Consider the following 23,501-nt stretch of genomic DNA (forward strand, 5'->3'; position numbering starts at 1 on the left):
TATTTCGAACGGCTACCGGCAAGCGCTTCCATCGAACGGAGAACAGTCATGGCCCAAGCCGCAGCCGTGGCGAAACCGCCCGCGCCACCGAGGCGGCGCCGTACCTCCGCCACTCCGCGCAGGCTGCCGTACCTGCTGATCGCCCCGGCGGCCCTGCTGATGCTGGGCTTCATCGCATACCCGGTCGTCAGCGTCTTCTACTACAGCCTGCGGGACTACAACCCCACCAAGCCCTGGCGGAACGGGTACGCCGGCTTCGACAACTTCGTCCAGATCTTCACCGACGACCCGCAGTTCTGGGACACGCTGACCTTCAGCGCCCAGTGGGTGTTCGTCGAGGTCGGGCTGCAGCTGCTGTTCGGTCTCGCGCTGGCGCTGATCGTCAACCAGACCTTCGCGGGCCGGGCGCTGGGCCGGGCGCTCGTGTTCTCGCCCTGGGCCGTGTCCGGTGTGCTGACCTCCGCGATCTGGGTGCTGCTCTACAACTCCCAGACCGGCATCACCCGTTATCTCGCCGACGTCGGCATCGGGGCGTACGGCACCAGCTGGCTGTCGGACACCTCCACCGTCTTCCCGGCCGCCGTCGTCGCCGATCTGTGGCGTGGTGTGCCCTTCTTCGCGATCCTCATCCTCGCCGACCTCCAGTCCGTCTCCCGCGACCTGTACGAGGCCGCCGAGGTCGACGGGGCGAGCCGGCTCAAGCAGTTCTGGCACATCACGCTGCCACACCTGAAGGACGCGATCGTCCTGTCCACGCTGCTGCGCGCGGTGTGGGAGTTCAACAACGTCGACCTGCTCTACACGCTGACGGGCGGCGGGCCCGCCGGCGAGACCACGACGCTGCCGCTGTACATCGCCAACACCAGCGTCGAGTCCCACGACTTCGGCTACGCGTCCGCGCTGACCACGGTCGCGTTCGTGATCCTGCTCTTCTGCTCGATCGTCTATCTGCGGCTGAGCAAGTTCGGAGGTGAGTCCAAGTGACGGTCAAGGAGGCCACCGCCGCCCCGAGCGCCCCCGCGCCGGAGCGCGTGCCCGACGCCCCGCGGCAGCGGACCGGCGGGCGGGAACGCCCCTGGGACCAGGTCCCGCGCTGGCAGATCTATCTGCCGCTGTCCGTGTACCTCGTCTTCACCCTCGTCCCCTTCTACTGGATCCTGCTGTTCGCGCTGCGCCCCACCGGCTCGACCTCGCTCGTGCCCTGGCCGATGACCGGCGAGCACTTCGAGAAGGTGTGGAGCGAACGCGGCTTCGGCACCTACTTCCAGAACAGCCTGCTCGTCGGCGTCGCCACCCTGGTGATGACGACGGTCGTCGCCCTGGCCGGCGGCTACGCCCTCGCCCGGTTCGACTTCCGGGTCAAGCGCGGCTTCATGCTCGCCCTGCTGTGCTCGCAGTTCGTGCCCGGCGCGCTGCTGCTGGTGCCGCTGTTCGAGATCTTCGCCGGCCTGAGCATGATCAACTCGCTGGGCAGCGTCATCGTCGCCGAGACGGTCTTCCAGCTGCCGCTGTCGATGATCCTCATCAGCAACTTCATCAAGAACGTGCCGTACTCGCTGGAGGAGGCGGCCTGGGTCGACGGCTGCAACCGCTTCACCGCCTTCCGGATCGTCGTACTGCCGCTGCTGCGGCCCGGTCTGATCGCCGTCGGCTCCTTCGCCTTCGTGCACTCCTGGAACCACTTCCTGTTCGCCCTGATGTTCCTCAACAACCCCGCGAAGCAGACCATCCCGGTCGGCCTCAACACCCTGATGAGCGCCGACAGCGTCGACCTCGGGGCGCTGGCGGCGGGCGGCATCGTCGCGGCCGTGCCGGTGGTGCTGGTGTTCGCCTTCATCCAGAAGTGGCTCATCACCGGGTTCAGCGCCGGGGCGGTGAAGGGCTGATGGGTGCCGTGCCCGTTGTGCTCGCCGGTGCCCGCGGTCACGGCCGCCGGCATATCGAGAACATCCGCAGACTTGAGAGGCTGGGCCTTGTGCGGCTCGTCGGCGTCTGCGAGCTGACGCCGCTGACGGAGGACGAGTTCGGGAGCGAACCACCCGCTCAGTCCGCCGACTTCGGAGGACTGCTGGACGCCACGGGCGCCCGCGTCGCCGTCGTCTGTACGCCCATCCCCACGCACACCGGCCTCGCGCTGACCGCCGCCGCCCGGGGCGTCCATCTGCTCCTGGAGAAGCCGCCCGCACCGTCGTACGCCGAGTTCCGGCGGATGGCCGACGGGGTCGCGGCGGCTGGCGTCGCCTGCCAGGCCGGCTTCCAGTCCCTCGGCTCGCACGCCGTGCCCGCGATCCGCGAGCTGATCGCCGACGGGGCGATCGGCACGGTCCGCGGGATCGGCGGCGGCGGCGCCTGGGCCCGCGACAAGGACTACTTCCGCCGGGCGCCCTGGGCCGGACGGCGGCGCCTGGACGGGGCCGACGTGATCGACGGGGCGCTCACCAACCCGCTCGCGCACGCCGTCGCCACCGCCCTCGCCCTGGCCGGGGCCGACCGCGCCGAGGCCGTGGCCGAGGTGGAGACCGAGCTGTGGCACGCCCACGACATCGAGGCCGACGACACCTCCTGCGTCCGCGTCACCACCGAGGACGGCCTCCCGGTCGTGGTCGCCGCGACCCTGTGCGCCGAGCGGCCCGAGGAGCCGTACGTCCTGGTGCACGGCAGCCGCGGCCGGATCACCTTCTGGTACAAGCAGGACAGGGTGCTGCTCCAGCGCGCCGGACACGGCCCCGAGGAGTTCGACCACGGCCGCACCGACCTGCTGCACAACCTCCTCGACCATCTCGAAGGCGGCGCCGCCCTGCTCGTCCCGCCGGACGCCACCGGCGGCTTCATGAAGGTCGTCGAGGCGATCCGGCGGGCCCCCGACCCGGCCCAGCTGCCCGAACTGGCCTGGCGGGAGCTGCCCGACGAGCGGCGGCGGATCGTGCCCGGCGTGGAGGGCCTGGTCGCGGCCAGCGCCGGCACCCTCGCCCTGTACTCCGAACTCGGCGCGCCCTGGGCGGCCCGGGAGGTGAGCGCCCGATGACCGACGCCCCGGTCCTGCGGGTCGCGGGCCGCCCCGTCGCCCGCTACGTCACCCGGCCCGAGCTGCCCGCCCGGCTCTCCCCGCGCCCCTATCTGCACCCCGTCACCACCCTCGGCGGCACGGCCGTCACCGAGCTGAGCCCCGCCGACCACCCCCACCACCTCGGCGTCGGTGTCGCCGTCCCCGACGTCGAGGGGCACAACTTCTGGGGCGGCCGCACCTTCGTGCGCGACCGGGGCCCGGCCGAGCTGGACAACCACGGCGCGCAGCGGCACGTCTCCTTCCAGCTGCGCGACCCCGACGGGTTCGTGCAGGAACTGCGCTGGGTGGCCGCGGGCGGTGAGCTGCTGCACGAGCGGCGGACCGTCGCCGCGAGCGGACTGGACGCCGCCGCCTGGGCGCTGGACCTCACCTTCGCCCTCACCAACACCACCTCCGCACCGCTCACGCTCGGCAGCCCCGCCACCAACGGGCGTCCGGGCGCGGCCTACGGCGGCTTCTTCTGGCGGGCCCGCAAGGAGGCCGAGCCGCCCCGGGTGCTCACCCCGGACGCCGAGGGCGAGACGGCGGCGCACGGGCGGGCCGCCGACTGGCTGGCCCTGGTGGGCGGTTCCTGGACGCTCGTGTTCGCGGGCGTCACCGCCGCCACCCGCCGCGACCCCTGGTTCGTGCGCACCGGCGAGTACCCCGGCGTCGGCTCCTCGCTCGCGCACACCGCGCGCACACCGATCGCCCCCGGCGACACCCTCGTACGCCGTGTCGTCACCGTCGTCGCGGACGGCCGGCTCGGCCGGGGCGAGGCCGCCGCACTGGTCCGGAAGGCGGTCGCGCGGTGACGTACACCAACCCGGTCCTGAACGCCGACTGGTCCGACCCGGACGTATGTCGCGCCGGCGACGACTTCTATCTCACCGCCTCCAGCTTCGGCCGCGTTCCCGGGCTGCCCCTGCTGCACTCCCGCGACCTGGTCGACTGGACGCTCGTCGGCCACGCCCTGCAACGTCTCGAGCCCGCCGCGGAGTTCGACCGGCCGCGGCACGACCGCGGGGTCTGGGCGCCATCGCTGCGCTTCCACGACGACCGCTACTGGATCTTCTGGGGCGACCCCGACCAGGGCGTCTTCCAGGTCAACGCCTCGCAGATCAGGGGCCCTTGGAGCACACCCCGGCTGGTGAAGGCGGGCAGGGGGCTGATCGACCCCTGCCCCCTGTGGGACGAGGAGACCGGCGAGGCCTATCTGGTGCACGCCTGGGCGAAGTCACGCTCCGGCGTCAAGAACCGGCTCACCGGGCACCGGATGCGGCCCGACGGCACCGGCCTCCTCGACGAGGGGCAGGTGATCGTGGACGCCGACCGCCTGCCCGGCTGGTTCACCCTCGAAGGACCCAAGCTGTACCGGCACGACGGCTGGTTCTGGATCCTCGCCCCGGCCGGGGGAGTGGAGACCGGCTGGCAGGGCGCCTTCCGCTCGCGCGGTTTCTTCGGACCGTACGAGGAACGGGTCGTCCTGGAGCAGAAGGACACCGAGGTCAACGGCCCTCACCAGGGCGGCTGGGTGCGCACCCCGGCCGGCGAGGACTGGTTCGTCCACTTCCAGCAGCGCGGCGCGTACGGCAGGGTCGTCCATCTCCAGCCGATGCGCTGGGACGCGGACGGCTGGCCGGTGATCGGCGCCGACGGCGCCCCGGTCACCGTGCACGAGCGTCCCCGTCTGCCGCCGCAGCCGCCCGCCGCGCCCGCCACCGACGACGACTTCCCCGGCGGGCGGTACGGACGTCAGTGGCAGTGGACCGCCAACCCGCAGGACGGCTGGGCGCCGCAGCACTCCGCGGACGGCCTGCGCCTGGCCTGTGTCCGTTCGGCCGACGCGCACGATCTGCGCCGGGTGCCGAACGTGCTCACCCAGCGGCTGCCGGGCATGCCGTGCTCGGTCGAGGCCGGACTCCGCCTGGAGAGCGGGGAGACGGGCGCGCGGGCCGGACTCGCCGTGCTCGGGGAGGCCTTTGCGTGGATCGGGCTGGAACGGCGGGCCGACGGGACGGCGTGGCTCGTGCACCGGTTCGCCGAGAGCACCGCCGAGGCCGAGCGGGACGCGGCCCACCCGGTGCCCGCCCCCGGCGGCCGGGCCCTGCTGCGGATCGACCTCACCCCCGGCGCGCGCTGCCGCTTCTCCTACGACGTCGGCGACGGGCCGCGCCCCTGCGGGCAGGTCTTCGCCGCCACCGGTTGGCGCTGGGTCGGAGCCCTGCTGGGTCTGTTCGCCCTGGCCCCCGACGGACCCGGCCACGCGGGCACGGCCGAGTTCACCCGCTTCCGGGTCACGCCCGCGTAAGTCCCCCAACCCCCACAACTTCATATCCCCGACCGGAACCACACGAAGAGAGCCGACCGATGAAGTTCAGCATCAGCAGAAGCAGGCGGGCCCTGGCGGCCGTCGCCCTGGGATCCGCGCTCGCCCTGACCACGACCGCGTGCGGCGACGACGGCAGCGGCTCCGGCGGCGACAAGGGCGCCGAGGGCAGCGGCACCGGCAAGATCGTCTTCTGGGACAACAACGGCGGTGTCCGCACCGACGTCTGGAAGGAGATCATCGCCGACTTCGAGAAGGCCAACCCGGACATCGACGTCGAGTACGTCGGCATCGCCTCCACCGAGTACCAGTCCAAGGTCGACACCGCCATCCAGGGCGGCGGACTGCCCGACGTCGGCGGGGTCGGCGCGGCGATGCTCGCCGGGTTCTCCGCGCAGAACGCGCTGGAGCCGCTGGACGAGCGCCTCGGCAGGTCCGCCCTCAAGGGCATGCTCAACGCCGACATGGTCGCGTCGATGAAGGCCGCCGGCGGCGGGGACGGCACCCTGTACTCCATCCCGACCTCCGCCAACAACGGTGTGCTGTACTACCGCACCGACCTGTTCCAGAAGGCGGGCCTGGACGAGCCGGCGACCTGGGAGAAGTTCTACGAGGCCGCGGAGAAACTCACCGACGCCAAGAAGAACGCGTTCGGCTACACCATCCGCGGCGGCGCCGGGTCCATCGCCCAGGCCTTCGACGCGATGTACGGGCAGTCCGGGATCACGTCGTTCTGGAACGGCGACCAGAGCACGGTCAACGACCCGAAGAACGTCGCCGCTCTGGAGAAGTACGCCGCGCTGTTCAAGAAGGTCACGCCCGCGGCCGACCTCAACAACGACTTCACCAAGATGGTCGCGCAGTGGGACTCCGGCACGATCGGCATGCTCAACCACAACCTCGGCTCCTACCAGGACCATGTGAAGGCTTTCGGCGCCGAGAAGTTCCGCGGCATCCCGCAGCCGCTCGGCGCCGCGGGCAAGCGGGTCCAGGTGTCCAACCCGGTCGACGGGCTGGGGCTGTTCAAGAGCTCGAAGAACAAGGACGCCGCCTGGAAGTTCATCGAGTTCGCGCTCTCGCACGCGGAGAACTCCAAGTTCAACGAGTCCGCGGGGCAGGTCCCGGCGAACACGCAGGCCGCGCAGGACACCTGGGTGGGCAAGGCCGAGCCGACCAAGCTGGCCGCCGCCGCGCTGACCGACGGATCGACCACCATCGTGCAGCTGCCCTACTACCTGCCCGACTGGAACACCATCTCCAAGGCCGACAACGAGCCGAACTTCCAGAAGGTCCTGCTGGGGACCATGAGCGCCAAGGACTTCCTGGACGGGCTGGCCGAGCAGCTGAACGAGGCGCAGGCCGAGTGGAACGAGCAGAAGGGCTGAGTGCGGACGGGTCTTCCGCCGGGTGCGGTCCGTACGCCGCCGGGTGGGGGCTCGGGCGGTCCGCACGCCGCCGGGCGCGGGCCGTCGTCCCCGGGGCGGCCGCGCCCTCGCGGCGCAGTCGCGCCCGCCTCTGACCACCTCGGGCGGCCGAGCCCTTGCGACGGAGCCGCCCTCGCCCCCGACCACCTCGGGCGGCCGAGCCCTCCCGGCCGGGCCGCCCCCACTCCAGTCGAAAGGTGCACGGCGTGTCCCTCAGCCGTAGACAGCTCGCCGCCGCCGCTCTCGCCGCCGTGCCGCTCGGCGTCGCCGGTGCCGGACCCTCGTCCGCCGCGCGGCGTCCCTGCCGCACCCTCTTCGTCGCCGGTGACTCAACCGCCGCCCAGAAGTACGCCTCCGCCGCGCCCGAGACCGGGTGGGGCATGGCGCTGCCGTTCTTCCTGCGCGGGGATCTCCTCGTCGCCAACCACGCGGTGAACGGCCGCAGTTCGAGGAGTTTCGTCGACGAGGGGCGGCTGGACGCGATCCTCGGCGCGATCCGGCCCGGGGACCTGCTGCTGGTCCAGTTCGCGCACAACGACGAGAAGACGAACGACCCCGCGCGGTACACCGAGCCCTGGTCGACGTACCAGGAGTACCTGCGGAGGTATGTGGACGGGGCGCGGGCACGCGGGGCGCGGCCGGTGCTCGCCACGCCCGTGGAGCGGCGGAGGTTCGACGCGGCGGGCGACGCCGTGCCGAGCCACGGGGAGTACCCGGCGGCCATGCGGGCGCTCGCCGCCGGGGAAGACGTCGCACTGCTCGACCTCCAGGCCCTGTCGCTCGCGCTGTGGCAGCGGCTCGGGGCCGAGGAGACGAAGACCTACTTCAACTGGACCGCGACAGAGCAGGACAACACGCACTTCAACCCGCCGGGCGCGATCGCCGTGGCCCGGCTCGTGGCACGGGAGTCGGTGAGAGCCGGGGTGCTCGCGCCGAGGGACGTCCGCCGCCTGGCGGAGGAGATCCCGGTCTCATGGATGACCTGGCCGTCGGACCCTGAGAGCTAGGAGAGCCGCAAGTGAACATCTCAAGATGTCATGCACGTGTCATGGGCGGGCTGGTGGGCTGCACCGCCCTGGTGCTGTCCGTCACCACGGGAGCCGCCGCCGGCCCCGAATCCCGGCGCGACCTCGCGCGCGAGGTGCTCGGGGCGGGCGACGGCTGGGGGTCGTACGGCACCGGCACCACCGGAGGCGCCGCCGCCGACGCCGGGCACGTCCACACCGTGCGCACCTGGGCCGAACTGAAGGCCGCCCTCGCCGACGACAGCGGCACGCCGAGGATCGTCAAGGTCGTGGGGACGATCGACGCGGTCGCGCAGGGCTGCGACGCCTTCGCCGTCCCCGGCTACGACTTCGACGCCTACCTGGCGAAGTACGACCCCGCCACCTGGGGTCTCGACACCGACCTCGGCGCCGAACCGGACGACAGCCCCGAGGGACTGCGCCGCGCCTCGGCCGCCCGGCAGGACCAGGCCGTCAAGGTGAACGTGCCTGCGAACACCACCCTCGTCGGGGTGGGGCGCGACGCGGCGATCCACGGAGCGAGCCTCCAGATCAAGGACGTCGACAACGTCATCGTCCGCAACATCACCTTCGAGAGCCCCGTCGACTGCTTCCCGCAGTGGGACCCGACCGACGGCGACAAGGGCAACTGGAACTCCGAGTACGACACCGCCGTCGTCTACAACTCCACCCATGTGTGGATCGACCACAACACCTTCACCGACGGCGACAGCCCCGACAGCGCCGCCCCCACCCACTTCGGGATGCTCTACCAGCAGCACGACGGCGAACTGGACATCGTCCGCGGCGCCGACCACATCACCGCCTCCTGGAACGTCTTCGCCGACCACGACAAGACGATCCTCGTCGGCAACAGCGACGGCGCCGCGGCGACCGCCTCCGACCGCGGCCACCTGAAGGTCACCTTCCACCACAACCTCTTCAGGAACCTCGTCGAACGCGCGCCCCGCGTCCGCTTCGGCCAGGTCGACTCCTACAACAACCACTTCGTCGCCGGCAGCTCGTACTCCTACAGCTTCGGCATCGGCAAGGAGTCCCAGCTCGTCGCCGAGCACAACGCGTTCACCCTGCCCGCCGGGGTCAGCCCCGCGAAGATCCTCAAGAAGTGGAGCGAGGCACCGCTCACCGCCGGCGGCAATGTCGTCAACGGCCATGCCACGGACCTGATCGCCGTCCACAACGCCGCCGTTCCCACCGAGACCCTCCAGTCCGGCGCGGGCTGGACGCCCGTGCTGCGCACCAGGGTCGACCCCGCACGGGCCGTGCCCGGCATCGTCGCCTGCCGCGCGGGCGCCGGCCGCCTGCGCTGACCCGTCTCCAGGACCGGCCGGGGCGGTCCGCACCGCGGCCCCGAACGGGCCCGCCCGCCCCGGCCGAACCCCTCACGCCCCACACCGTGAAGGAGCACCCGCGCATGTCCCAGCACCCCCTGTCCCGGCGAGCACTCCTCGCCGCGGGCACCGCCGCCGCCCTCGCGCCCCTGCCCGCCCACGCCGCATCCCGCACACCGTCCGGCTTCTTCGGCCGCCACGGCTCACCTGCCGCCCGCCTCACCGCCGGCACCCTCTACGTCGACCCGCACGGCCGCGGCGACTTCACCTCCGTCCAGGCCGCCGTCACCGCCGCCACCGGCAGCGGACGGACCCTGGTCCTGGCGCCCGGCACCTACCGCGAGACCGTCTTCGTCGACCCCGCCCGCGCCGGGATGACCTGGATCGGCGCCTCCGAGAACCCCCGGGACGTCGTGATCGTGTACGACAACGCGGCCGGCACCCCCAAGCCCGGCGGCGGCTCCCACGGCACCACCGGATCGGCCACCACGACCGTGCAGGCCGCGGACTTCACCGCCCGCTGGATCACCTTCGCCAACGACTGGCTGCGGGCCGACCACCCCGGCGTCACCGGCACCCAGGCCGTCGCGATCAAGGTGCAGGGCGACCGCGGCGCCTTCGCGCACTGCCGATTCCTCGGCCACCAGGACACGCTGTACGCCGACTCGATGTCCCTCGCCGCCTTCGCCCGCCAGTACTACACCCACTGCTACGTGGAGGGCGACGTCGACTTCGTGTTCGGCCGGGCCACGGCGGTCTACGAGCACTGCCACTTCCGGACCCTGAACCGGACGGACCTGTCCGCCGCGCCCTACGGCTTCGTCCTCGCGCCCTCCACCGCCGTCGCCAACCCGTGCGGCTACCTCGTCGTGCGCAGCCGGGTCACCAGCGAGGCGCCCGACGCCCACTACAAACTGGCCCGCCCCTGGGTGCCCGGCTCCGACCCCACCGCCCGGCCGATGCTCACCGTGCGCGAGACGTGGCTCGGCCCGGGCATCGACGCCGCCGTGCCCTACACCGACATGTCGAGCGCCTACCCGTGGCAGCGGCAGCGCTTCGCCGAGTACCGCAACACCGGGCCCGGCGCGCGCGTCGGCGACCCCGCCGAGCGACCCCAACTCGGTTACGAGGAGGCCCGGTCGGCGACGCGAGAGGCCTACCTGGGCGACTGGACACCGTGGGAGCGGTGCTGAGCCGGGCGTGAGCCGCGCACGAGGAAACGCCCCCCACCGATCGGCGTCGGCGGGGGGCGCTTCGCGCGGCGGACCCGAGGGGGGCTCGGATCCGGCGGGCCGGCCGGGGGGCCGGCCGACGGTTCAGGGGGTCACTCGTACGACAGGTCCGAGGCCGTGTAGCGGCAGTTCGTGCCGTCGGGGCCGGTGCCCAGCTCCTTCGGCTCGGCGCCGGTGCTGTTGCCCTGGAAACGGGTGCAGGGCTTGATCTTCCTGCCGCTGTCGCCGTGGATACGCACCTTGCGCAGGGCCGCCGTGTCGCCGAAGTTGGCGTTGATGCCGACGATCGACTTGCCCGGCGCGGTCACGTCCACATCGTTGATGATCACCTGGCGGTTCCGGTACTGCGTCGTGCAGTTGCCGCAGGTGCGCACCAGCTTGCCGAAGTCCGACACCTGGAACCTGGTCACCACCAGCTTTCCGGCGCCGTTGAACTGGAACACCTTGTCGCCGGCGTGCCGCGCGCCGCCGCCGTGGACCGTGTAGACGGCCGACGCCGACTTGCCCTTGAAGGTGGCGGCGTCCTCGCCGACGTCCTCCCACCAGACGTTCTGGAGGGTGCAACTGCCCAGGCAGTGCACGCCGTCGGCGGCCGGGGCGCCGAGGACGACGTTCTTCAGTACGGCGCCGTCCGCGAGCTGGAAGACGGGGTCCTGGCCCTCGTCCTGGCCGCTGCCGCCGAGCGCGCCACTGCCGTAGAAGCGCTGGTTCCTGCCGTCGTAGGTGCCCGACACCTTGACGGTGCTCGTCACGGCCTTCTTGCCGGTGGGGGTCGGCCAGGTGGAGGCGGCGCCGGCGGAGGACAGCAGCGTCGTGGTGACGATCGCCGTCGCGGTGATGCCGAGCGCGGCGCCGCCGCCGACGACCGCGCGCCGTCGGGTGACACGGCGGCGGTGACGGACACGCTGTTCGGGTCGTGCTGTCATACCCATTCCTTGCGTGGGGAGCGGTTCCTTGCGCCTGGTGGTCGCCGCCGCGGAGGAAAGGGTTGCCGTGTCCGGGGATCTTTTTCCGGCCCGTGCCGGGAGAGGGCTACGAATTCCCTTCGGCCGTGGCCGCGTTGTCGCCCTGGGGCGCGAAGTCCCCTGTCACGGACAGGTCCTGGGAGCCGGAGCGGGCCGTCGCCGTGTAGCGGTCGTCCCCGGCGTCCCGGCCGCCGCGTTCGTGGTCGTACTGCCCGGCGAACACCCACCGGCCCGGCGGGACGGTACGCCCCTGCTTCAGGGTCCAGGTGTAGACGAGGAATCCGCCGCGCTCCCCGACGGTCAGGGTGAAGTCCTCCTCCGGCAGCGAGCGCCAGGCGCCGGTGTCGGACACCCCGCCGGTCCGGGCGACCTCCAGCCGTACGGTGAGCGCCGAGAGCTGCCGCGTCGTCCGCAGGGTGACGTTGCTCTGCGCCCAGAACTCGTTGCTGTGCGGGTCCACCGAGCCGTCCGACCACAGCGGTCCGTCCTCGACGCCGGGGTCCGCGGGACCGGCGGGAGCGGAGGACGGCGGTGCGGTGGCCGGGGCGGTGTCCGACGGGGACGCACCGGGGGACGCGGGCGGCTCGGCGGTGTCGTCCGTACGGCCCGGTGTCGGGTCCGCGGGGAAGGCGGACGCGCCGCCGGTGACGTCCGGGGACGGCGAGGGCGTCGCCGACCCGGCGACCGGGCGCTGCGGCGGGGCCGCCTCCTCCCGCACGGCCGAGGCCACCGCGTAGCCGCCGGCCGCCAGTACGCCCGCGACCGCGGCGGTGGCGCCCGCCACCCGCAGCCAGCCGAACACCGGCTGCCGCCGCGCCCGGTGGTCCTTGTGGTCCTGCCCGGCCATCCCGCGCTCGACCCTGGCCAGGATGTGCGCGCGGTCCGGCTGATGCGCCCCGGCCGCCTCGCGCAGCCGGGCGCGCAGCTCCTCGTGCCCGTCCCGCGTCATCGGTTCCCACCTCCGGCCTCGCGCGCCATCGCCGCGTGCAGCTGCCGCGCCGCCCCCTGCGGGCCCAGCAGCCGTTGCAGTTCGGCCATTCCCTTCGAGGTCTGGCTCTTCACCGTACCCACCGACACCCCGAGGGCCAGCGCGGTGTCCTTCTCGGACAGGTCGAAGGCGTGCCGCAGCACCACGCAGGCGCGCTTGCGGAAAGGGAGTCTGCGCAGCGCGGCCTGGACGTCCAGGGCGCCCGCCACATCGGGGTTCTCGGTCCGCTCCTCGCGCTGCGACCAGAACAGCGCGACGCGCCGCCGCTCGCGCACGGCGCCACGGATCCGGGTGCGGGCCAGGTTCGCCACCACCCCGCGTGCGTACGCCACCGGACGGTCGGCCGCGCGCACCCGGTCCCAGCGGTGCCACAGCGCGAGCAGCGCGTCCGCGGCCAGATCGTCGGCCGCGTCGGGCTCACCGGTCAACAGATGTGCGAGGCGCGCGAGTTCGGCGTAGTGCCGCTCGAAGAAGGCATGGAACTCCACGGAGGCGGCGTCGTCGACGACTGTCCCCACGGGCGGTCTCTCCTCGCTGTGGCTCCCCGGTCCTCGAACAGCCGTACGCCGGGCCGGGTTCGGAACTGTATCAGCGGCATGTGCGGGGTCTCGAACACTGTATGGAGGGCCGAACTTGATTCCGTTACACGGGGAAAACCTGCAACGGGTTCAACGGGGGAACAATCCAGCCAGCATCCGCACAGCGATCACCAGCGAGGAGTGTCGCCATGTCCGAGACAGACAAGGTCACCGACCGGCCAACAGCCGTACCACCGACGGCGAACGGGGTCGACCGGTTCTTCCGGATATCCGAGCGGGGGTCGACTTTCGGCCGGGAGATACGCGGCGGTTTCGCCACGTTCTTCACGATGGCCTACATCCTCGTGCTGAACCCGATCATCCTGGGCAGCGCCGAGGACAAGTACGGCGAGGCCCTCGACCCGGTCCAACTCACCACCGCCACCGCGCTGGTGGCCGCCGTGATGACCGTGATCATGGGTGTGGCGGGCAACCTCCCGCTCGCGCTCGCCGCGGGTCTCGGCCTCAACGCCGTCGTCGCCTTCCAGATCGCCCCGCTGATGAGCTGGGACGACGCGATGGGCCTGATCGTCCTCGAAGGCCTGCTGATCTGCGCGCTGGTGGTCACCGGGCTGCGCGAGGCCGTCATGCACGCGATCCCGCAGCCGCTGAAGCAGGCCATCAGCGTCGGCATCGGCCTGTTCATCGCGTTCATCGGCTTCGTCGACGCCGGGTTCGTCAGCCGCATACCCGACGCCGCCGACACCACCGTGCCTGTCCAGCTCGGCGGCACCGGCACGCTCACCGGCTGGCCGGTCCTCGTCTTCTGTCTCGGGGTGCTGCTGACCGTCGCGCTGCTGGCCCGCAAGGTGAAGGGCGCGATCCTCATCAGCATCGTGACCATGACCCTGGTCGCCATCGCCGTCAACTCCCTGGCCGACGTGGAGAGCTGGGGCCTGACCACCCCCGAGTGGCCCGACGACGTCGTCGGCACCCCGGACTTCGGGCTGCTCGGTCAGTTCAGTCTCTTCGGCGCCTTCGGCGAGCCCGGCGTGGGTGTCATCACCGTCGTCCTGCTGGTCTTCACCCTGATCCTGTCCGACTTCTTCGACACCATGGGCACGGTCGTCGGCATCAGCGCCGAGGCGGGCCTGCTCGACGAGGACGGCAAGGTGCCCCACCTCGGCCGGGTGCTGCTCATCGACGGCGCCGCGGCGGTGGCGGGCGGCGCCGCCTCGTCCTCCTCGGCCACGTCCTACATCGAGTCCGCGGCCGGCGTGGGCGAGGGCTCCCGCACCGGCTTCTCCAACCTCGTCACCGGCGGCCTGTTCGCCCTCGCCCTGCTGTTCACCCCGCTGCTGACGATCGTCCCGCTCCAGGCCGCCGCGCCCGCCCTGGTCGCCGTCGGCTTCCTGATGATGACCCAGGTCAAGCACATCGACTGGGACCGGTACGAGATCGCCGTCCCGGCCTTCCTCACCATCGCCGTGATGCCCTTCACCTACTCCATCACCAACGGCATCGGCGCCGGCTTCGTCGCCTACGTCGTCATCAAGACGGCCCTCGGCAGGGCGAAGGAGGTCCACTGGCTGATGTGGGGCGCCTCGGCGCTGTTCCTGGTGTACTTCGCGATCGACCCGGTGCGACAGCTGCTGCTCTGACCCGGGTGCGGCTGATCAGTCGTCCAGCGCGGCCTCCATCACGGCCTTGGCGACCGGCGCGGCCAGTCCGTTGCCGCTGACCTCGGAGCGGGCCGCGTCGGACTGCTCCACCACGACCGCCACGGCGACCTGCTTCCCGGTCGTGTCCGACTTCCCGTACGACGTGAACCAGGCGTACGGCGTCTTGGAGTTGTTCTCGCCGCGCTGGGCGGTGCCGGTCTTGCCGCCGACCGTGGCCCCGGACACCCGCGCGTTCGTGCCCGTGCCCTCCTCCACGACCGTCTCCATGGCGGACCGCAGCTGCTCGGCCGTGGAGGAGGAGACGATCCGCTCGGTGGAGACGTTGTCGTCGTAGTCCTCCAGCACGTCGCCGTTGCTGTCGGTGATGCGCGAGACCATGTGCGGCGAGACCAGCTCACCGCCGTTGGCGATGGCCGCGGACACCATGGCGATCTGCAGCGGCGTCGCGGTGACGTCGAACTGGCCGATGCCGGACAGCGCGGTCTGCGCCTCGTCCATGTCCTTCGGGTACACGCTCGGGTACGCGCGCACCGGCACGTCCTGCTCGGTGTCGTTGAACCCGAACTTCTCCGCCATCGCCCGGACCTTGTCCTGCCCGAGGTCGACGGCCATCTTGCCGAAGACGTTGTTGCAGGAGTACTGCAGGGCCGTCCGGATCGAGGCGTCCTCGCAGGGCGCCGACGGGTTCTCGTTGGTGAGCGTGCGGTCGGACTGCTCCAGCTCGTACGGGTCGGGGCTGACGGTCCCCTCGTCGACCGAGGAGTACAGCCCGTCCTCCAGGGCCGCCGCGGCGACCACCAGCTTGAAGGTCGAGCCGGGCGGCAGCGGCTGGCGCAGCGCGCGGTTGGTCAGCGGCTTGTCCGAGTCCTTCTGGAGCTCCTGCCACGCCGAGGTGTCGCCGGTGGCCAGTGCGCCGGGGTCGTACGACGGTGTGGAGACGACCGCGAGGATCCTCCCGGTCTCCGGGTCGACGGCGACGGCGGCGCCCTTCTTGTCGCCGAGGGCCTCGTAGGCCGCCCTCTGCACGCCCGGGTCGACGGTCGTGATCACGTCGCCGGGGTCGGCGCGCCTGCCCGTGACCGTGTCCAGGACGTTGTTCAGCCGGGTGTCCGTGCCGTCCAGCAGGTCCTGGTAGACGCCCTCCAGCTGGGTGGCGCCGTAGACCTGCGAGCTGTAGCCGGTCACGGCCGCGTACAGCTCGCCGTCGGTGTACGTGCGCTTGTATCTGAGGTCGCCGCCCGTCGTGCGCGCCGAGCCGGTGACGGCCTCGCCGCCCACGACGATGTCGCCGAGCGGCTCGCTGTACAGCGCGATCGCGTTCCGCCGGTTGTCCTTGTCGTCTGCCAGCGCCCGGCCCTCGTAGAACTGCACCCAGGTCGCCCTGAACAGCAGGGCCAGCACCAGCAGCAGTGTGAAGACGGACGCCCGCCTGATCGTCTTGTTCATCCCGGTCACAAGACGAGCGAAGGCGGCCGGATCGTTCCCTTCCGGTACTTTTCTCATCCGGCACTCATGTACGGGGTCAGGGCGACCTCAGGAACCCCGCCTCGTACGCGGTCCGGGTACTCCCCGGTCAGGCCTCCAGGACCAGGACGACCTCGTCGATCTCCTCGCCCCGCGCGTTCGCGAACCCCCGCTCCCGCCCGGTGACCCGGAACCCGCACTTCTCCAGCACCCGCAGCGAACCGGCGTTGTCCGCCGCCGCGCGGGCGTGCAGCGGGCGCTCGCCGACCTCGGCCAGCAGCGCCGCCAGCGCGGCCGTGGCGATGCCGCGCCCCCAGTAGTAGCGGTCGATCCAGTACGTCACCTCGCGCTCGCCGGGCGCGCCGTACACCGCCGCGTGACCGACGACGTCCCCGTCGGCGAGCACGGTCCGGTTCACGATGCCGTCCGTGGCGCGGATCCGCGCCCAATGCGCGTCGAACGCGTCCCGGTCGGCGGGGTCGGCCGCGGTGAAGGCGGCCATCAGCAGCGACTCGGGATCGTTCGACTGCCGGAAGAACACGGGCAGATCGCTGTCGTGGACCGCGCGCAGTACGACGTCCATGGGTCAGAGCCTCCGGGTCGCGAGGGTCAGCCGGTCGCGGGCGTCGAACAGGGCGTCCTTCACCATCTGCTCGTGCGCGGGGGTCAGCCGGGCCACCGGGACCGAGCAGCTGATCGCGTCCCGGGCCGGCGTGCGGTACGGGATGGCCACGCCGAAACAGCGCAGGCCCAGGGTGTTCTCCTCGCGGTCGACCGCGTAACCCTGCTCGCGGACCTGGTGCAGCTCCTCGATGAGCTGCTCCCGGTCGGTGATGGTGTGCTCGGTGAGCGCGGGCAGCGTCTCCGGCAGCAGCTTGCGCACCTGCTCGTCGGAGAACGTGCTCAGCAGCGCCTTGCCGAGCGAGGTCGAGTGCGCGGGCAGCCGGCGGCCGACCCGGGTGAAGGGGCGCAGATAGTGCTGCGACTGCCGGGTGGCGAGGTAGACGACGTTCGTGCCGTCCAGACGGGCGAGGTGGATGGTCTCCGTGGTGTCGTCCGAGAGCCGGTCCAGGGTCGGCCGCGCCACCGCGACGACCTCGTCGCCGTCGATGTAGGAGGTGCCGACGAGCAGGGCCCGCACGCCGATGCCGTAGCGCGTGCCGGTGGCGTCCGTCTCGACCCAGCCGAGCTCCACCAGGGTGCGCAGCAACATGTACAGGCTGGACTTGGGGTAGCCGACGGCCTCCTGGACCGCCGCGAGGGAGTGCATGCCGGGGCGTCCGGCGAAGTACTCCAGCAGTTCGACCGTCCGTACCGCGGACTTGACCTGCGCTCCGCCCCCCGTCTCTCCAGCCGACATCGCCCTTGACCCCTTCGTTCGACGGGAAATAGTCTCCGAAAGCCTATTCATCATCAGAGACGGCGTTCAGTATATCGAACGCGCTGGTGGATGACCCAGATACATGTGGAGGGATCCGCGGTGGCAGCAGCACCAGTCTGGAGTGTCGACCCCCGAACCGGGAAGCAGCGGGAACAGGTTGCGGTGGAGGCCACGGCCCAGGAGGTGGACGCCGCCGTCCGCGCCGCGCACGAGGCCCGCGGCGCGCTGGCCGACCGCACGGTCCGCGCCGCGTTCCTGCGCTCCGCCGCCGAGCGGCTGGGGGCGACCGAGGACCTGCTCGTCGAGGCCGCCGACGCCGAGACCGCGCTCGGGCCGGTCCGGCTCACCGGCGAACTCGCCCGCACCCGCTACCAGCTGAGGGCCTTCGCCGACATCGTCGACGAGGGCGCCTTCCTCGACGTGGTCATCAACCACCCGGACGACACCGCCACCCCGCCGATCCCGGACCTGCGCCGCTACAAGGTGCCGCTCGGAGTCGTCGCCGTCTACTCCGCCTCCAACTTCCCCTTCGCCTTCTCCGTCCCCGGCGGCGACACCGCGAGCGCGTTCGCCGCGGGCTGCCCGGTCGTCGTCAAGGCGCACCCCGACCATCCCGCGCTGTCCGAGCTGGTGGCCAAGGTGCTGCGCACCGCCGCGGCCGAGCACGGCATCCCGGCGGGCGTGCTCGGGCTGGTGCACGGGTTCGAGGCCGGAGTCGAGCTGATCCGGCACCCGCTGGTCACCGCGGCGGGCTTCACCGGGTCGGTCCGCGGAGGCCGCGCGCTGTTCGACGCGGCGGCCGCCCGGCCGGTGCCGATCCCGTTCCACGGAGAGCTGGGCTCCCTCAACCCGGTCCTGGTCACCGAGGCCGCCGCCGCCGAACGCGCCGAGGCCATCGGCACCGGCCTGGCGGGATCCATGACGCTGGGCGTCGGGCAGTTCTGTGTGAAGCCCGGCCTGGTGCTCGTGCCGGGCGGGGCGGCCGGTGACCGGCTGGTGAAGTCCCTCACCGACGCCGTCAGCGACACCGGGGCGGGGGTTCTGCTGGACCACCGCATGCGGGACAACTTCGTCGCCGGGGTCGCCGAGCGGGCCGAACTGCCCGAGGTGGACTCACCCGTGACGCCGGGGGCGGCCGGGGAGCACACCGTGAGCCCCGGCTTCCTGACGGTCCCCGCCGCCCGGCTGGCGAGCGAGGGGGACCACGACCTGCTGCTGGAGGAGTGCTTCGGCCCGGTCACCGTCGTCGCGCGCTACGAGGACGAGGACGAGGCGACGGGCGTCCTGTCCCGGCTGCCGGGCAACCTCACGGCGACCGTGCATCTGTCCGCGGAGGAGGCCGCGGGGGAGGGGCGCGGGGCCGCGCTGCTCGCGGAGCTGACGCCGCTGGCGGGGCGGGTGCTGGTCAACGGGTGGCCCACGGGGGTCGCCGTGGCGGCGGCCCAGCACCATGGGGGGCCGTACCCGGCGACGACCTCCACGTCGACCTCCGTGGGCGGGACGGCCGTCGAGCGGTGGCTGCGGCCGGTGGTGTACCAGGGAGCGCCCGCCGCGCTGCTTCCCGCGGAGCTGCGGGACGAGAACCCTCTGGGGGTGGCGCGGAGGGTGGACGGGCGGTTGGAGCGGTAGCACTCCGTTGGGTTGTGGGGGTGCGGGGTTCGGGGTGCCGGGTTGCGGGGGTGTGCCGGGTGCGGGTGCGTCGTGGCTTGTCGCGCAGTTCCCCGCGCCCCTGAAAGCCCCGTTGTGGCTTGTCGCGCAGTTCCCCGCGCCCCTGAAAGCCCCGTTGTGGCTTGTCGCGCAGTTCCCCGCGCCCCTGCAAGCCCCGTTGTGGCTTGTCGCGCAGTTCCCCGCGCCCCTGAAAGCCCGCGCTCCTGCAAGCCCGCGCCCCTGAAAGCCCGCGCTCCTGACGGGCCTTGGGGCCCTGGAGGGCGCCGTGGAGAATTCGGTCATGGATTTTTCTCTTCCCGAACTGCCCTTTCCTCTGCGCACTTATGGACCCGACGGGCACTGGTCGTACGAGGACGAGGTGCTCACCGGGTGGGCCGGGCCCCGGCAGGACCGGTTCGTGCCGCCGACCGACGAGGGGCTGGACCCGGCGTCCGACGCGCCGCGGCTGCTCGGGGCGCCCGAGGGCGACTTCCAGCTGATCGCGCGGGTCACGGTGGGCTTCAACTCCGCCTTCGACGCCGGGGTGCTGTACGCGCATGTCGGGGACCGGGCGTGGGCCAAACTGTGCCTGGAGTACTCGCCGGACGTGCCCACCGTGTGCACGGTCGTCACCCGGGGGCACTCCGACGACGCCAACTCCTTCACTGTGAACGGCAGTTCGGTGTGGCTGCGGATCAGCCGGACCGGGCGGGCGTTCGCCTTCCACGCCTCCCGGGACGGCGAACGGTGGACCTTTGTGCGGCTGTTCACCCTGGGCGGGGAGAAGGAGACCGGCGCGGCGCTGGTCGGATTCCTCGCGCAGGCGCCGCTCGGAGAGGGTTGTGTGGTGACGTACGACCACATCGAGTTCCGGCCGTACTGGCCCGCTGATCTGCGGGACGGCAGCTGAGCGGGGAACCCGGGTGGCCGAAAGCGCGTCCTGAGGGGCGTGATCAGTGAGCGAGTGACCGGGAGCCGGGTGATCCGGACCGTCGTGCGTGCCGAGGCGGAGACGGTCGCCGCGCTGCACGCGCGGGCCCGGGCGACGTACTACCCGGACGGCATCCCGGACGACGGCACCGACTGGGCGGCGTCCTGGCGGGACGCGATCGGGCGGACCGACGGGCAGGTGCTGTGCGTCGTGGAGGCGGGGCGGATCGTCGGCCTCGCCTCCTTCCGGACCGTACCGGGCGTGCCCGCGGACACCGTTGACCTGCGCCAGTTCCACGTGGACCCGGGCCACTGGCGGTCCGGGATCGGCAGCGCCCTGCACACGGCCTGCCGGGAGCAGTGGCGCGCCGACGGGCGGCGGACGGCCGTCCTGCGGGTGCACACGCACAACCTCCGCGCCCAGGCCTTCTACGCCCGCCACGGCTGGACCCCCGACCCGGACCGGCCGCGCGCGCCGGACGACCACCACCTCGATCTGCGGCTGGACGTCTCGGCCGAGCGTCGCGCCCGGGGGAATGGAACCGGCTGATTGAAGGTTCACGTACGGGAGCGGAGACAGTCTCCGTATCCGTACGACCCGAAGGAAACCGAGACACATGCGCGTCGAGATCTGGAGCGACATCGCCTGCCCCTGGTGCTACGTGGGCAAGGCCCGCTTCGAGAAGGCGCTGGAGGCCTTCCCGCACCGCGACCAGGTCGAGGTCGTGCACCGCTCCTTCGAGCTCGACCCCAGCCGCGCCAAGGCCGACGCCGGCCCGGTGATCCCGATGCTGGCCGCGAAGTACGGCCTCAGCGAGGACCAGGCCCAGGCCGCCGAGGACAACGTCGGCGCGCAGGCCCGTGCCGAGGGCCTGGAGTACCGCACCCGCGGCCGTGACCACGGCAACACCTTCGACATGCACCGCCTGCTGCATCTCGCCAAGGAGCACGGCCGCCAGGACGACCTGGTGCAGATCCTCTACCGGGCCAACTTCGCCGAGGAGCGGTCCGTCTTCACGGAGGGCGACGAGCGGCTGGTGGAGCTCGCCGTCGAGGCCGGGCTGGACGCCGGCCTGGCCCGCAAGGTGCTCGCCGACCCGGCCGCCTACGCCGACGAGGTCCGCGCCGACGAGCGCGAGGCCGCCGAGCTCGGCGCGAACGGCGTGCCCTTCTTCGTCCTCGACCGCAAGTACGGCGTCTCCGGCGCCCAGCCCGCCGAGCTGTTCACCCAGGCGCTGACCCAGGCCTGGGGCGAGCGCTCCCCGCTCACCCTGATCCAGGACGACTCCGCCGAGGCCTGCGGGCCCGACGGATGCGCGGTGCCGCAGGCCTGACAGCAGCGGGCGGGAAACCCGCCGGTCCGGAAACCCGCCGGTCCGGAAACCCGCCGGTCCGGAAACCAACGGATTCGGAAATCAACGGGTTCGGAAATCAACGGGTTCGGAAAACCGCAGGTCAGGGCGCATCCATAAGCGTTGCTTCGCAGAACCACGCAAACAATCGCAATGGACCGACAGGTCTCCACGATCCACAGTGGTCCCATGGAGACCTTCGAGAGCCTCGTCCGTGCCGAGTTCGCCCCGGAGAACACCTACCTCAACACCGCGAGCAACGGCCTGCTGCCGGCCCGCACCGTCACCGCCCTGCACGACGCGGTGCGGATGCGGGCCGAGGGCCGGCCGCTGGGCCCGCTCTACGAGGACGTGGAGGCCGTGCGCGCGTCCTTCGCCCGGCTGGCCGCGGTTCCCGTCGAGCGCGTGGCGACCGGCGGCTCGGTCGCCGAGTACGGCGGGCTGATCGCCGCCGCGCTGCCCGCCGGGGCCGAGGTGCTCACCGCGGAGGCCGACTTCGCCTCCCTGGTCAACCCGTTCCACATGCGCGGCGACCTCAAGGTGCGGGCCGTGCCGCTGGAGCGGCTCGCCGAGTCCGTCCGCCCGGAGACCACGCTCGTCGCGGTCAGTGCCGCCCAGTCCGCCGACGGCCGTGTCGCCGACCTGGGCGCGGTGCGCGAGGCGGCCCTCGCGCACGGGGCCCGCACCTATGTCGACGCCTCCCAGTCCGTCGGCTGGCTGCCGCTGGACGCCGGTGCGCACGACTACGTCGCCGCCGTCGGCTTCAAGTGGCTCCTCGGGCCGCACGGGGCCGCGTTCTGCACCGTGCCGGAGGACTTCGGCGGACTCACCCCGCTGCTCGCCGGCTGGGTCGCCGGTGAACTGCCCTGGGAGAGCTGCTACGGACCCGTCACCGAACTCGCCCGCTCCGCCCGGCGGTTCGACGTCAGCCCCGGCCTGTTCAGCTACGCCGGACTGCGCGCCTCCCTCGAACTGATCGAGGAACTCGGCATCGACGCCGTCCACGCCCATGACCTGGCCCTGGCCGACCGTTTCCGGGCCGGCCTCACCGCCCTCGGCCACGAGCCGCTGCCCTCGCCCGGCTCGGCGATCGTCTCCGTCCCCGGCCTCGGCCACCGCCAGCCCGGCCTCGACACGGCGGGCCTCCAGCTCTCCGACCGCGCGGGCAATCTCCGGGCGTCCTTCCACCTCTACAACACCGAGGCGGACGTGGACCGCCTGCTGGACGCGCTGTCCTGACGACAGAAGAGGGGCCCCACCGCACCCGGCAGGGCCCCTCACTCCTCACTCCTCCAACGGTCACCGCACCGGCATGAAATCCCGCGCCCCTATGTACTCAGGCCGCCGTATCGGAGCTGCGAACGGCTCCACCGCCTTGTTCTCCACGCTGTTGAACACGATGAAGACGTTGCTGCGCGGGAAGGGCGTGATGTTGTCGCCCGAGCCGTGCATGGCGTTGCAGTCGAACCAGGTCGCCGAACCGGCCCGGCCCGTGAACAGCCGGATGCCGTACGCGCTCGCCATGGCGGTCAGCGCCTCGTCGGACGGGGTGCCCGCGTCCTGCATCTGGAGGGACTTCTTGTAGTTGTCCTCGGGCGTGGCCCCGGCGCAGCCGAGGAACGTCCGGTGCGAGCCGGGCATGATCATCAGCCCGCCGTTGGTGGCGTAGTTCTCGGTCAGGGCGATCGAGACCGAGACGGTCCGCATGTTCGGCAGGCCGTCCTCGGCGTGCCAGGTCTCGAAGTCGGAGTGCCAGTAGAAGCCGCTGGCCCCGAAGCCGGGCTTGACGTTGATCCGCGACTGGTGGACGTAGACGTCGGAGCCGAGGATCTGCCGGGCCCGGCCGACCACCCGCTCGTCGCGCACCAGCGACGCGAACACCTCGCTGATCCGGTGCACCTCGAAGACCGAGCGGATCTCCTTGGAGCGCGGCTCCACGATCGAGCGCGCGTCCGCGCGGATCGCCGGGTCGGCCACCAGGCGCTCCAGCTCGGCGTGGTAGACCCCGACCTCGTCGTCGCCGATGAGCTGTTCACAGGCCAGGAAGCCGTCGCGCTCGTAGGCCTGGAGCTCGGCCGCCGTGACGGGGCCGGTAGTGCCGGGGCTGCCCCACACGACGGGGTCCTGACGTGGGACGGACACCTCGGTGGTGCCGCGGGTGGGGTACAGGTCGGTGACGGTGGTCAT

Annotated in this window: 22 protein-coding genes; 15 read left to right on the forward strand and 7 right to left on the reverse strand. The window is 72.0% G+C overall.

The window, feature by feature from the left end; translation table 11 throughout:
* The first annotated feature begins 48 nt into the window (after positions 1–48).
* The 9 genes from ACZ6SQ_RS26725 to ACZ6SQ_RS26765 all read left to right on the forward strand — a co-directional run bounded on the left by ACZ6SQ_RS26725 (position 49) and on the right by ACZ6SQ_RS26765 (position 10,348).
* Positions 49–984, forward strand: a complete 936-nt coding sequence (locus ACZ6SQ_RS26725) for a carbohydrate ABC transporter permease (RefSeq protein WP_469566330.1) — start codon at positions 49–51, stop codon at positions 982–984.
* Positions 981–1,886: a carbohydrate ABC transporter permease gene (locus ACZ6SQ_RS26730; RefSeq protein ID WP_469566332.1), complete on the forward strand. Its 906-nt coding sequence runs from the start codon at positions 981–983 to the stop codon at positions 1,884–1,886. The genes ACZ6SQ_RS26725 and ACZ6SQ_RS26730 overlap by 4 nt, the downstream gene beginning before the upstream one ends.
* A complete protein-coding gene (locus ACZ6SQ_RS26735) occupies positions 1,886–3,025 on the forward strand; it encodes a Gfo/Idh/MocA family protein (protein ID WP_469566335.1) in 1,140 nt (379 codons plus the stop codon). The genes ACZ6SQ_RS26730 and ACZ6SQ_RS26735 overlap by 1 nt, the downstream gene beginning before the upstream one ends.
* Positions 3,022–3,861, forward strand: coding sequence for a DUF6807 domain-containing protein (locus tag ACZ6SQ_RS26740; protein ID WP_469566337.1), 840 nt, complete (start codon positions 3,022–3,024; stop codon positions 3,859–3,861). Before ACZ6SQ_RS26735 ends, ACZ6SQ_RS26740 begins: the two co-directional genes overlap by 4 nt.
* Complete coding sequence (locus ACZ6SQ_RS26745) at positions 3,858–5,357, forward strand: glycoside hydrolase family 43 protein (RefSeq protein WP_469566338.1); 1,500 nt, start codon at positions 3,858–3,860, stop codon at positions 5,355–5,357. The genes ACZ6SQ_RS26740 and ACZ6SQ_RS26745 overlap by 4 nt, the downstream gene beginning before the upstream one ends.
* A gap of 59 nt (positions 5,358–5,416) precedes the next feature.
* Positions 5,417–6,760: an ABC transporter substrate-binding protein gene (locus ACZ6SQ_RS26750; RefSeq protein WP_469566340.1), complete on the forward strand. Its 1,344-nt coding sequence runs from the start codon at positions 5,417–5,419 to the stop codon at positions 6,758–6,760.
* A gap of 245 nt (positions 6,761–7,005) precedes the next feature.
* Positions 7,006–7,806, forward strand: a complete 801-nt coding sequence (locus ACZ6SQ_RS26755; RefSeq protein ID WP_469566342.1) for a rhamnogalacturonan acetylesterase — start codon at positions 7,006–7,008, stop codon at positions 7,804–7,806.
* A 41-nt stretch (positions 7,807–7,847) separates the two neighbouring features.
* Positions 7,848–9,134 (forward strand): pectate lyase family protein, encoded by a 1,287-nt coding sequence (locus ACZ6SQ_RS26760; RefSeq protein WP_469566344.1) that lies wholly within the window; start codon positions 7,848–7,850, stop codon positions 9,132–9,134.
* Positions 9,135–9,238: 104 nt separating this feature from the next.
* Positions 9,239–10,348, forward strand: coding sequence for a pectinesterase family protein (locus ACZ6SQ_RS26765; RefSeq protein ID WP_469566346.1), 1,110 nt, complete (start codon positions 9,239–9,241; stop codon positions 10,346–10,348).
* Between the two features lie 131 nt (positions 10,349–10,479).
* Here the strand turns inward: ACZ6SQ_RS26765 and ACZ6SQ_RS26770 are convergent, their stop codons facing one another.
* From ACZ6SQ_RS26770 to ACZ6SQ_RS26780, 3 genes are all read right to left on the reverse strand, one after another.
* Entirely contained in the window at positions 10,480–11,313 is an 834-nt protein-coding gene (locus ACZ6SQ_RS26770; RefSeq protein ID WP_469566348.1) for a pectate lyase, read from the reverse strand.
* A gap of 106 nt (positions 11,314–11,419) precedes the next feature.
* Complete coding sequence (locus ACZ6SQ_RS26775; RefSeq protein ID WP_469566349.1) at positions 11,420–12,301, reverse strand: hypothetical protein; 882 nt, start codon at positions 12,299–12,301, stop codon at positions 11,420–11,422.
* A complete protein-coding gene (locus ACZ6SQ_RS26780; RefSeq protein ID WP_469566351.1) occupies positions 12,298–12,858 on the reverse strand; it encodes a SigE family RNA polymerase sigma factor in 561 nt (186 codons plus the stop codon). The genes ACZ6SQ_RS26775 and ACZ6SQ_RS26780 overlap by 4 nt, the downstream gene beginning before the upstream one ends.
* A 209-nt stretch (positions 12,859–13,067) precedes the next feature.
* Between ACZ6SQ_RS26780 and ACZ6SQ_RS26785 the strand changes: the two genes are divergently transcribed.
* Entirely contained in the window at positions 13,068–14,519 is a 1,452-nt protein-coding gene (locus ACZ6SQ_RS26785) for an NCS2 family permease (protein ID WP_469566353.1), read from the forward strand.
* A gap of 15 nt (positions 14,520–14,534) precedes the next feature.
* On the opposite strand, the gene ACZ6SQ_RS26790 is transcribed toward ACZ6SQ_RS26785, so the two are convergent.
* The 3 genes from ACZ6SQ_RS26790 to ACZ6SQ_RS26800 all read right to left on the reverse strand — a co-directional run bounded on the left by ACZ6SQ_RS26790 (position 14,535) and on the right by ACZ6SQ_RS26800 (position 17,364).
* On the reverse strand, positions 14,535–15,986 hold the full coding sequence (locus ACZ6SQ_RS26790) for a peptidoglycan D,D-transpeptidase FtsI family protein (RefSeq protein WP_469566355.1): 1,452 nt from the start codon (positions 15,984–15,986) through the stop codon (positions 14,535–14,537).
* 127 nt (positions 15,987–16,113) lie between these two features.
* A complete protein-coding gene (locus ACZ6SQ_RS26795; RefSeq protein WP_469566357.1) occupies positions 16,114–16,587 on the reverse strand; it encodes a GNAT family N-acetyltransferase in 474 nt (157 codons plus the stop codon).
* A gap of 3 nt (positions 16,588–16,590) precedes the next feature.
* Positions 16,591–17,364, reverse strand: a complete 774-nt coding sequence (locus ACZ6SQ_RS26800; protein ID WP_386379410.1) for an IclR family transcriptional regulator — start codon at positions 17,362–17,364, stop codon at positions 16,591–16,593.
* A gap of 120 nt (positions 17,365–17,484) precedes the next feature.
* On the opposite strand from ACZ6SQ_RS26800, the gene ACZ6SQ_RS26805 reads away from it, so the two are divergent.
* The 5 genes from ACZ6SQ_RS26805 to ACZ6SQ_RS26825 all read left to right on the forward strand — a co-directional run bounded on the left by ACZ6SQ_RS26805 (position 17,485) and on the right by ACZ6SQ_RS26825 (position 22,553).
* Positions 17,485–19,014, forward strand: a complete 1,530-nt coding sequence (locus ACZ6SQ_RS26805; RefSeq protein ID WP_469566360.1) for an aldehyde dehydrogenase (NADP(+)) — start codon at positions 17,485–17,487, stop codon at positions 19,012–19,014.
* A gap of 319 nt (positions 19,015–19,333) precedes the next feature.
* Positions 19,334–19,942: a DUF1349 domain-containing protein gene (locus ACZ6SQ_RS26810; protein WP_469566362.1), complete on the forward strand. Its 609-nt coding sequence runs from the start codon at positions 19,334–19,336 to the stop codon at positions 19,940–19,942.
* A 39-nt stretch (positions 19,943–19,981) separates the two neighbouring features.
* Positions 19,982–20,512 carry a GNAT family N-acetyltransferase gene (locus tag ACZ6SQ_RS26815; RefSeq protein WP_469566364.1) on the forward strand — a complete coding sequence of 177 codons (531 nt, stop codon included), beginning with the start codon at positions 19,982–19,984 and terminating at the stop codon, positions 20,510–20,512.
* Between the two features lie 67 nt (positions 20,513–20,579).
* The gene (locus tag ACZ6SQ_RS26820) at positions 20,580–21,296 is read left to right on the forward strand and encodes a DsbA family oxidoreductase (protein WP_469566366.1); all 717 of its coding nucleotides are present in this window, start codon (positions 20,580–20,582) and stop codon (positions 21,294–21,296) included.
* Positions 21,297–21,503: 207 nt separating this feature from the next.
* Positions 21,504–22,553, forward strand: coding sequence for an aminotransferase class V-fold PLP-dependent enzyme (locus ACZ6SQ_RS26825; RefSeq protein ID WP_469566368.1), 1,050 nt, complete (start codon positions 21,504–21,506; stop codon positions 22,551–22,553).
* A gap of 60 nt (positions 22,554–22,613) precedes the next feature.
* On the opposite strand, the gene thpD is transcribed toward ACZ6SQ_RS26825, so the two are convergent.
* A complete protein-coding gene (thpD, locus tag ACZ6SQ_RS26830) occupies positions 22,614–23,501 on the reverse strand; it encodes an ectoine hydroxylase (protein WP_469566371.1) in 888 nt (295 codons plus the stop codon).

This window comes from Streptomyces sp. NPDC048600, assembly GCF_055587025.1.

Excerpts from the sequence above, each read along its gene's own strand:
- ACZ6SQ_RS26725 (WP_469566330.1), top strand. The coding sequence starts at position 49 with ATGGCCCAAGCCGCAGCCGTGGCGAAACCGCCCGCGCCACCGAGGCGG.
- ACZ6SQ_RS26735 (WP_469566335.1), top strand. The coding sequence starts at position 1,886 with ATGGGTGCCGTGCCCGTTGTGCTCGCCGGTGCCCGCGGTCACGGCCGC.
- ACZ6SQ_RS26740 (WP_469566337.1), top strand. The coding sequence starts at position 3,022 with ATGACCGACGCCCCGGTCCTGCGGGTCGCGGGCCGCCCCGTCGCCCGC.
- ACZ6SQ_RS26750 (WP_469566340.1), top strand. The coding sequence starts at position 5,417 with ATGAAGTTCAGCATCAGCAGAAGCAGGCGGGCCCTGGCGGCCGTCGCC.
- ACZ6SQ_RS26760 (WP_469566344.1), top strand. The coding sequence starts at position 7,848 with ATGGGCGGGCTGGTGGGCTGCACCGCCCTGGTGCTGTCCGTCACCACG.
- ACZ6SQ_RS26765 (WP_469566346.1), top strand. The coding sequence starts at position 9,239 with ATGTCCCAGCACCCCCTGTCCCGGCGAGCACTCCTCGCCGCGGGCACC.
- ACZ6SQ_RS26770 (WP_469566348.1), bottom strand. The coding sequence starts at position 11,313 with ATGACAGCACGACCCGAACAGCGTGTCCGTCACCGCCGCCGTGTCACC.
- ACZ6SQ_RS26775 (WP_469566349.1), bottom strand. The coding sequence starts at position 12,301 with ATGACGCGGGACGGGCACGAGGAGCTGCGCGCCCGGCTGCGCGAGGCG.
- ACZ6SQ_RS26785 (WP_469566353.1), top strand. The coding sequence starts at position 13,068 with ATGTCCGAGACAGACAAGGTCACCGACCGGCCAACAGCCGTACCACCG.
- ACZ6SQ_RS26790 (WP_469566355.1), bottom strand. The coding sequence starts at position 15,986 with ATGAACAAGACGATCAGGCGGGCGTCCGTCTTCACACTGCTGCTGGTG.
- ACZ6SQ_RS26795 (WP_469566357.1), bottom strand. The coding sequence starts at position 16,587 with ATGGACGTCGTACTGCGCGCGGTCCACGACAGCGATCTGCCCGTGTTC.
- ACZ6SQ_RS26800 (WP_386379410.1), bottom strand. The coding sequence starts at position 17,364 with ATGTCGGCTGGAGAGACGGGGGGCGGAGCGCAGGTCAAGTCCGCGGTA.
- ACZ6SQ_RS26810 (WP_469566362.1), top strand. The coding sequence starts at position 19,334 with ATGGATTTTTCTCTTCCCGAACTGCCCTTTCCTCTGCGCACTTATGGA.
- ACZ6SQ_RS26820 (WP_469566366.1), top strand. The coding sequence starts at position 20,580 with ATGCGCGTCGAGATCTGGAGCGACATCGCCTGCCCCTGGTGCTACGTG.
- ACZ6SQ_RS26825 (WP_469566368.1), top strand. The coding sequence starts at position 21,504 with ATGGAGACCTTCGAGAGCCTCGTCCGTGCCGAGTTCGCCCCGGAGAAC.
- thpD (WP_469566371.1), bottom strand. The coding sequence starts at position 23,501 with ATGACCACCGTCACCGACCTGTACCCCACCCGCGGCACCACCGAGGTG.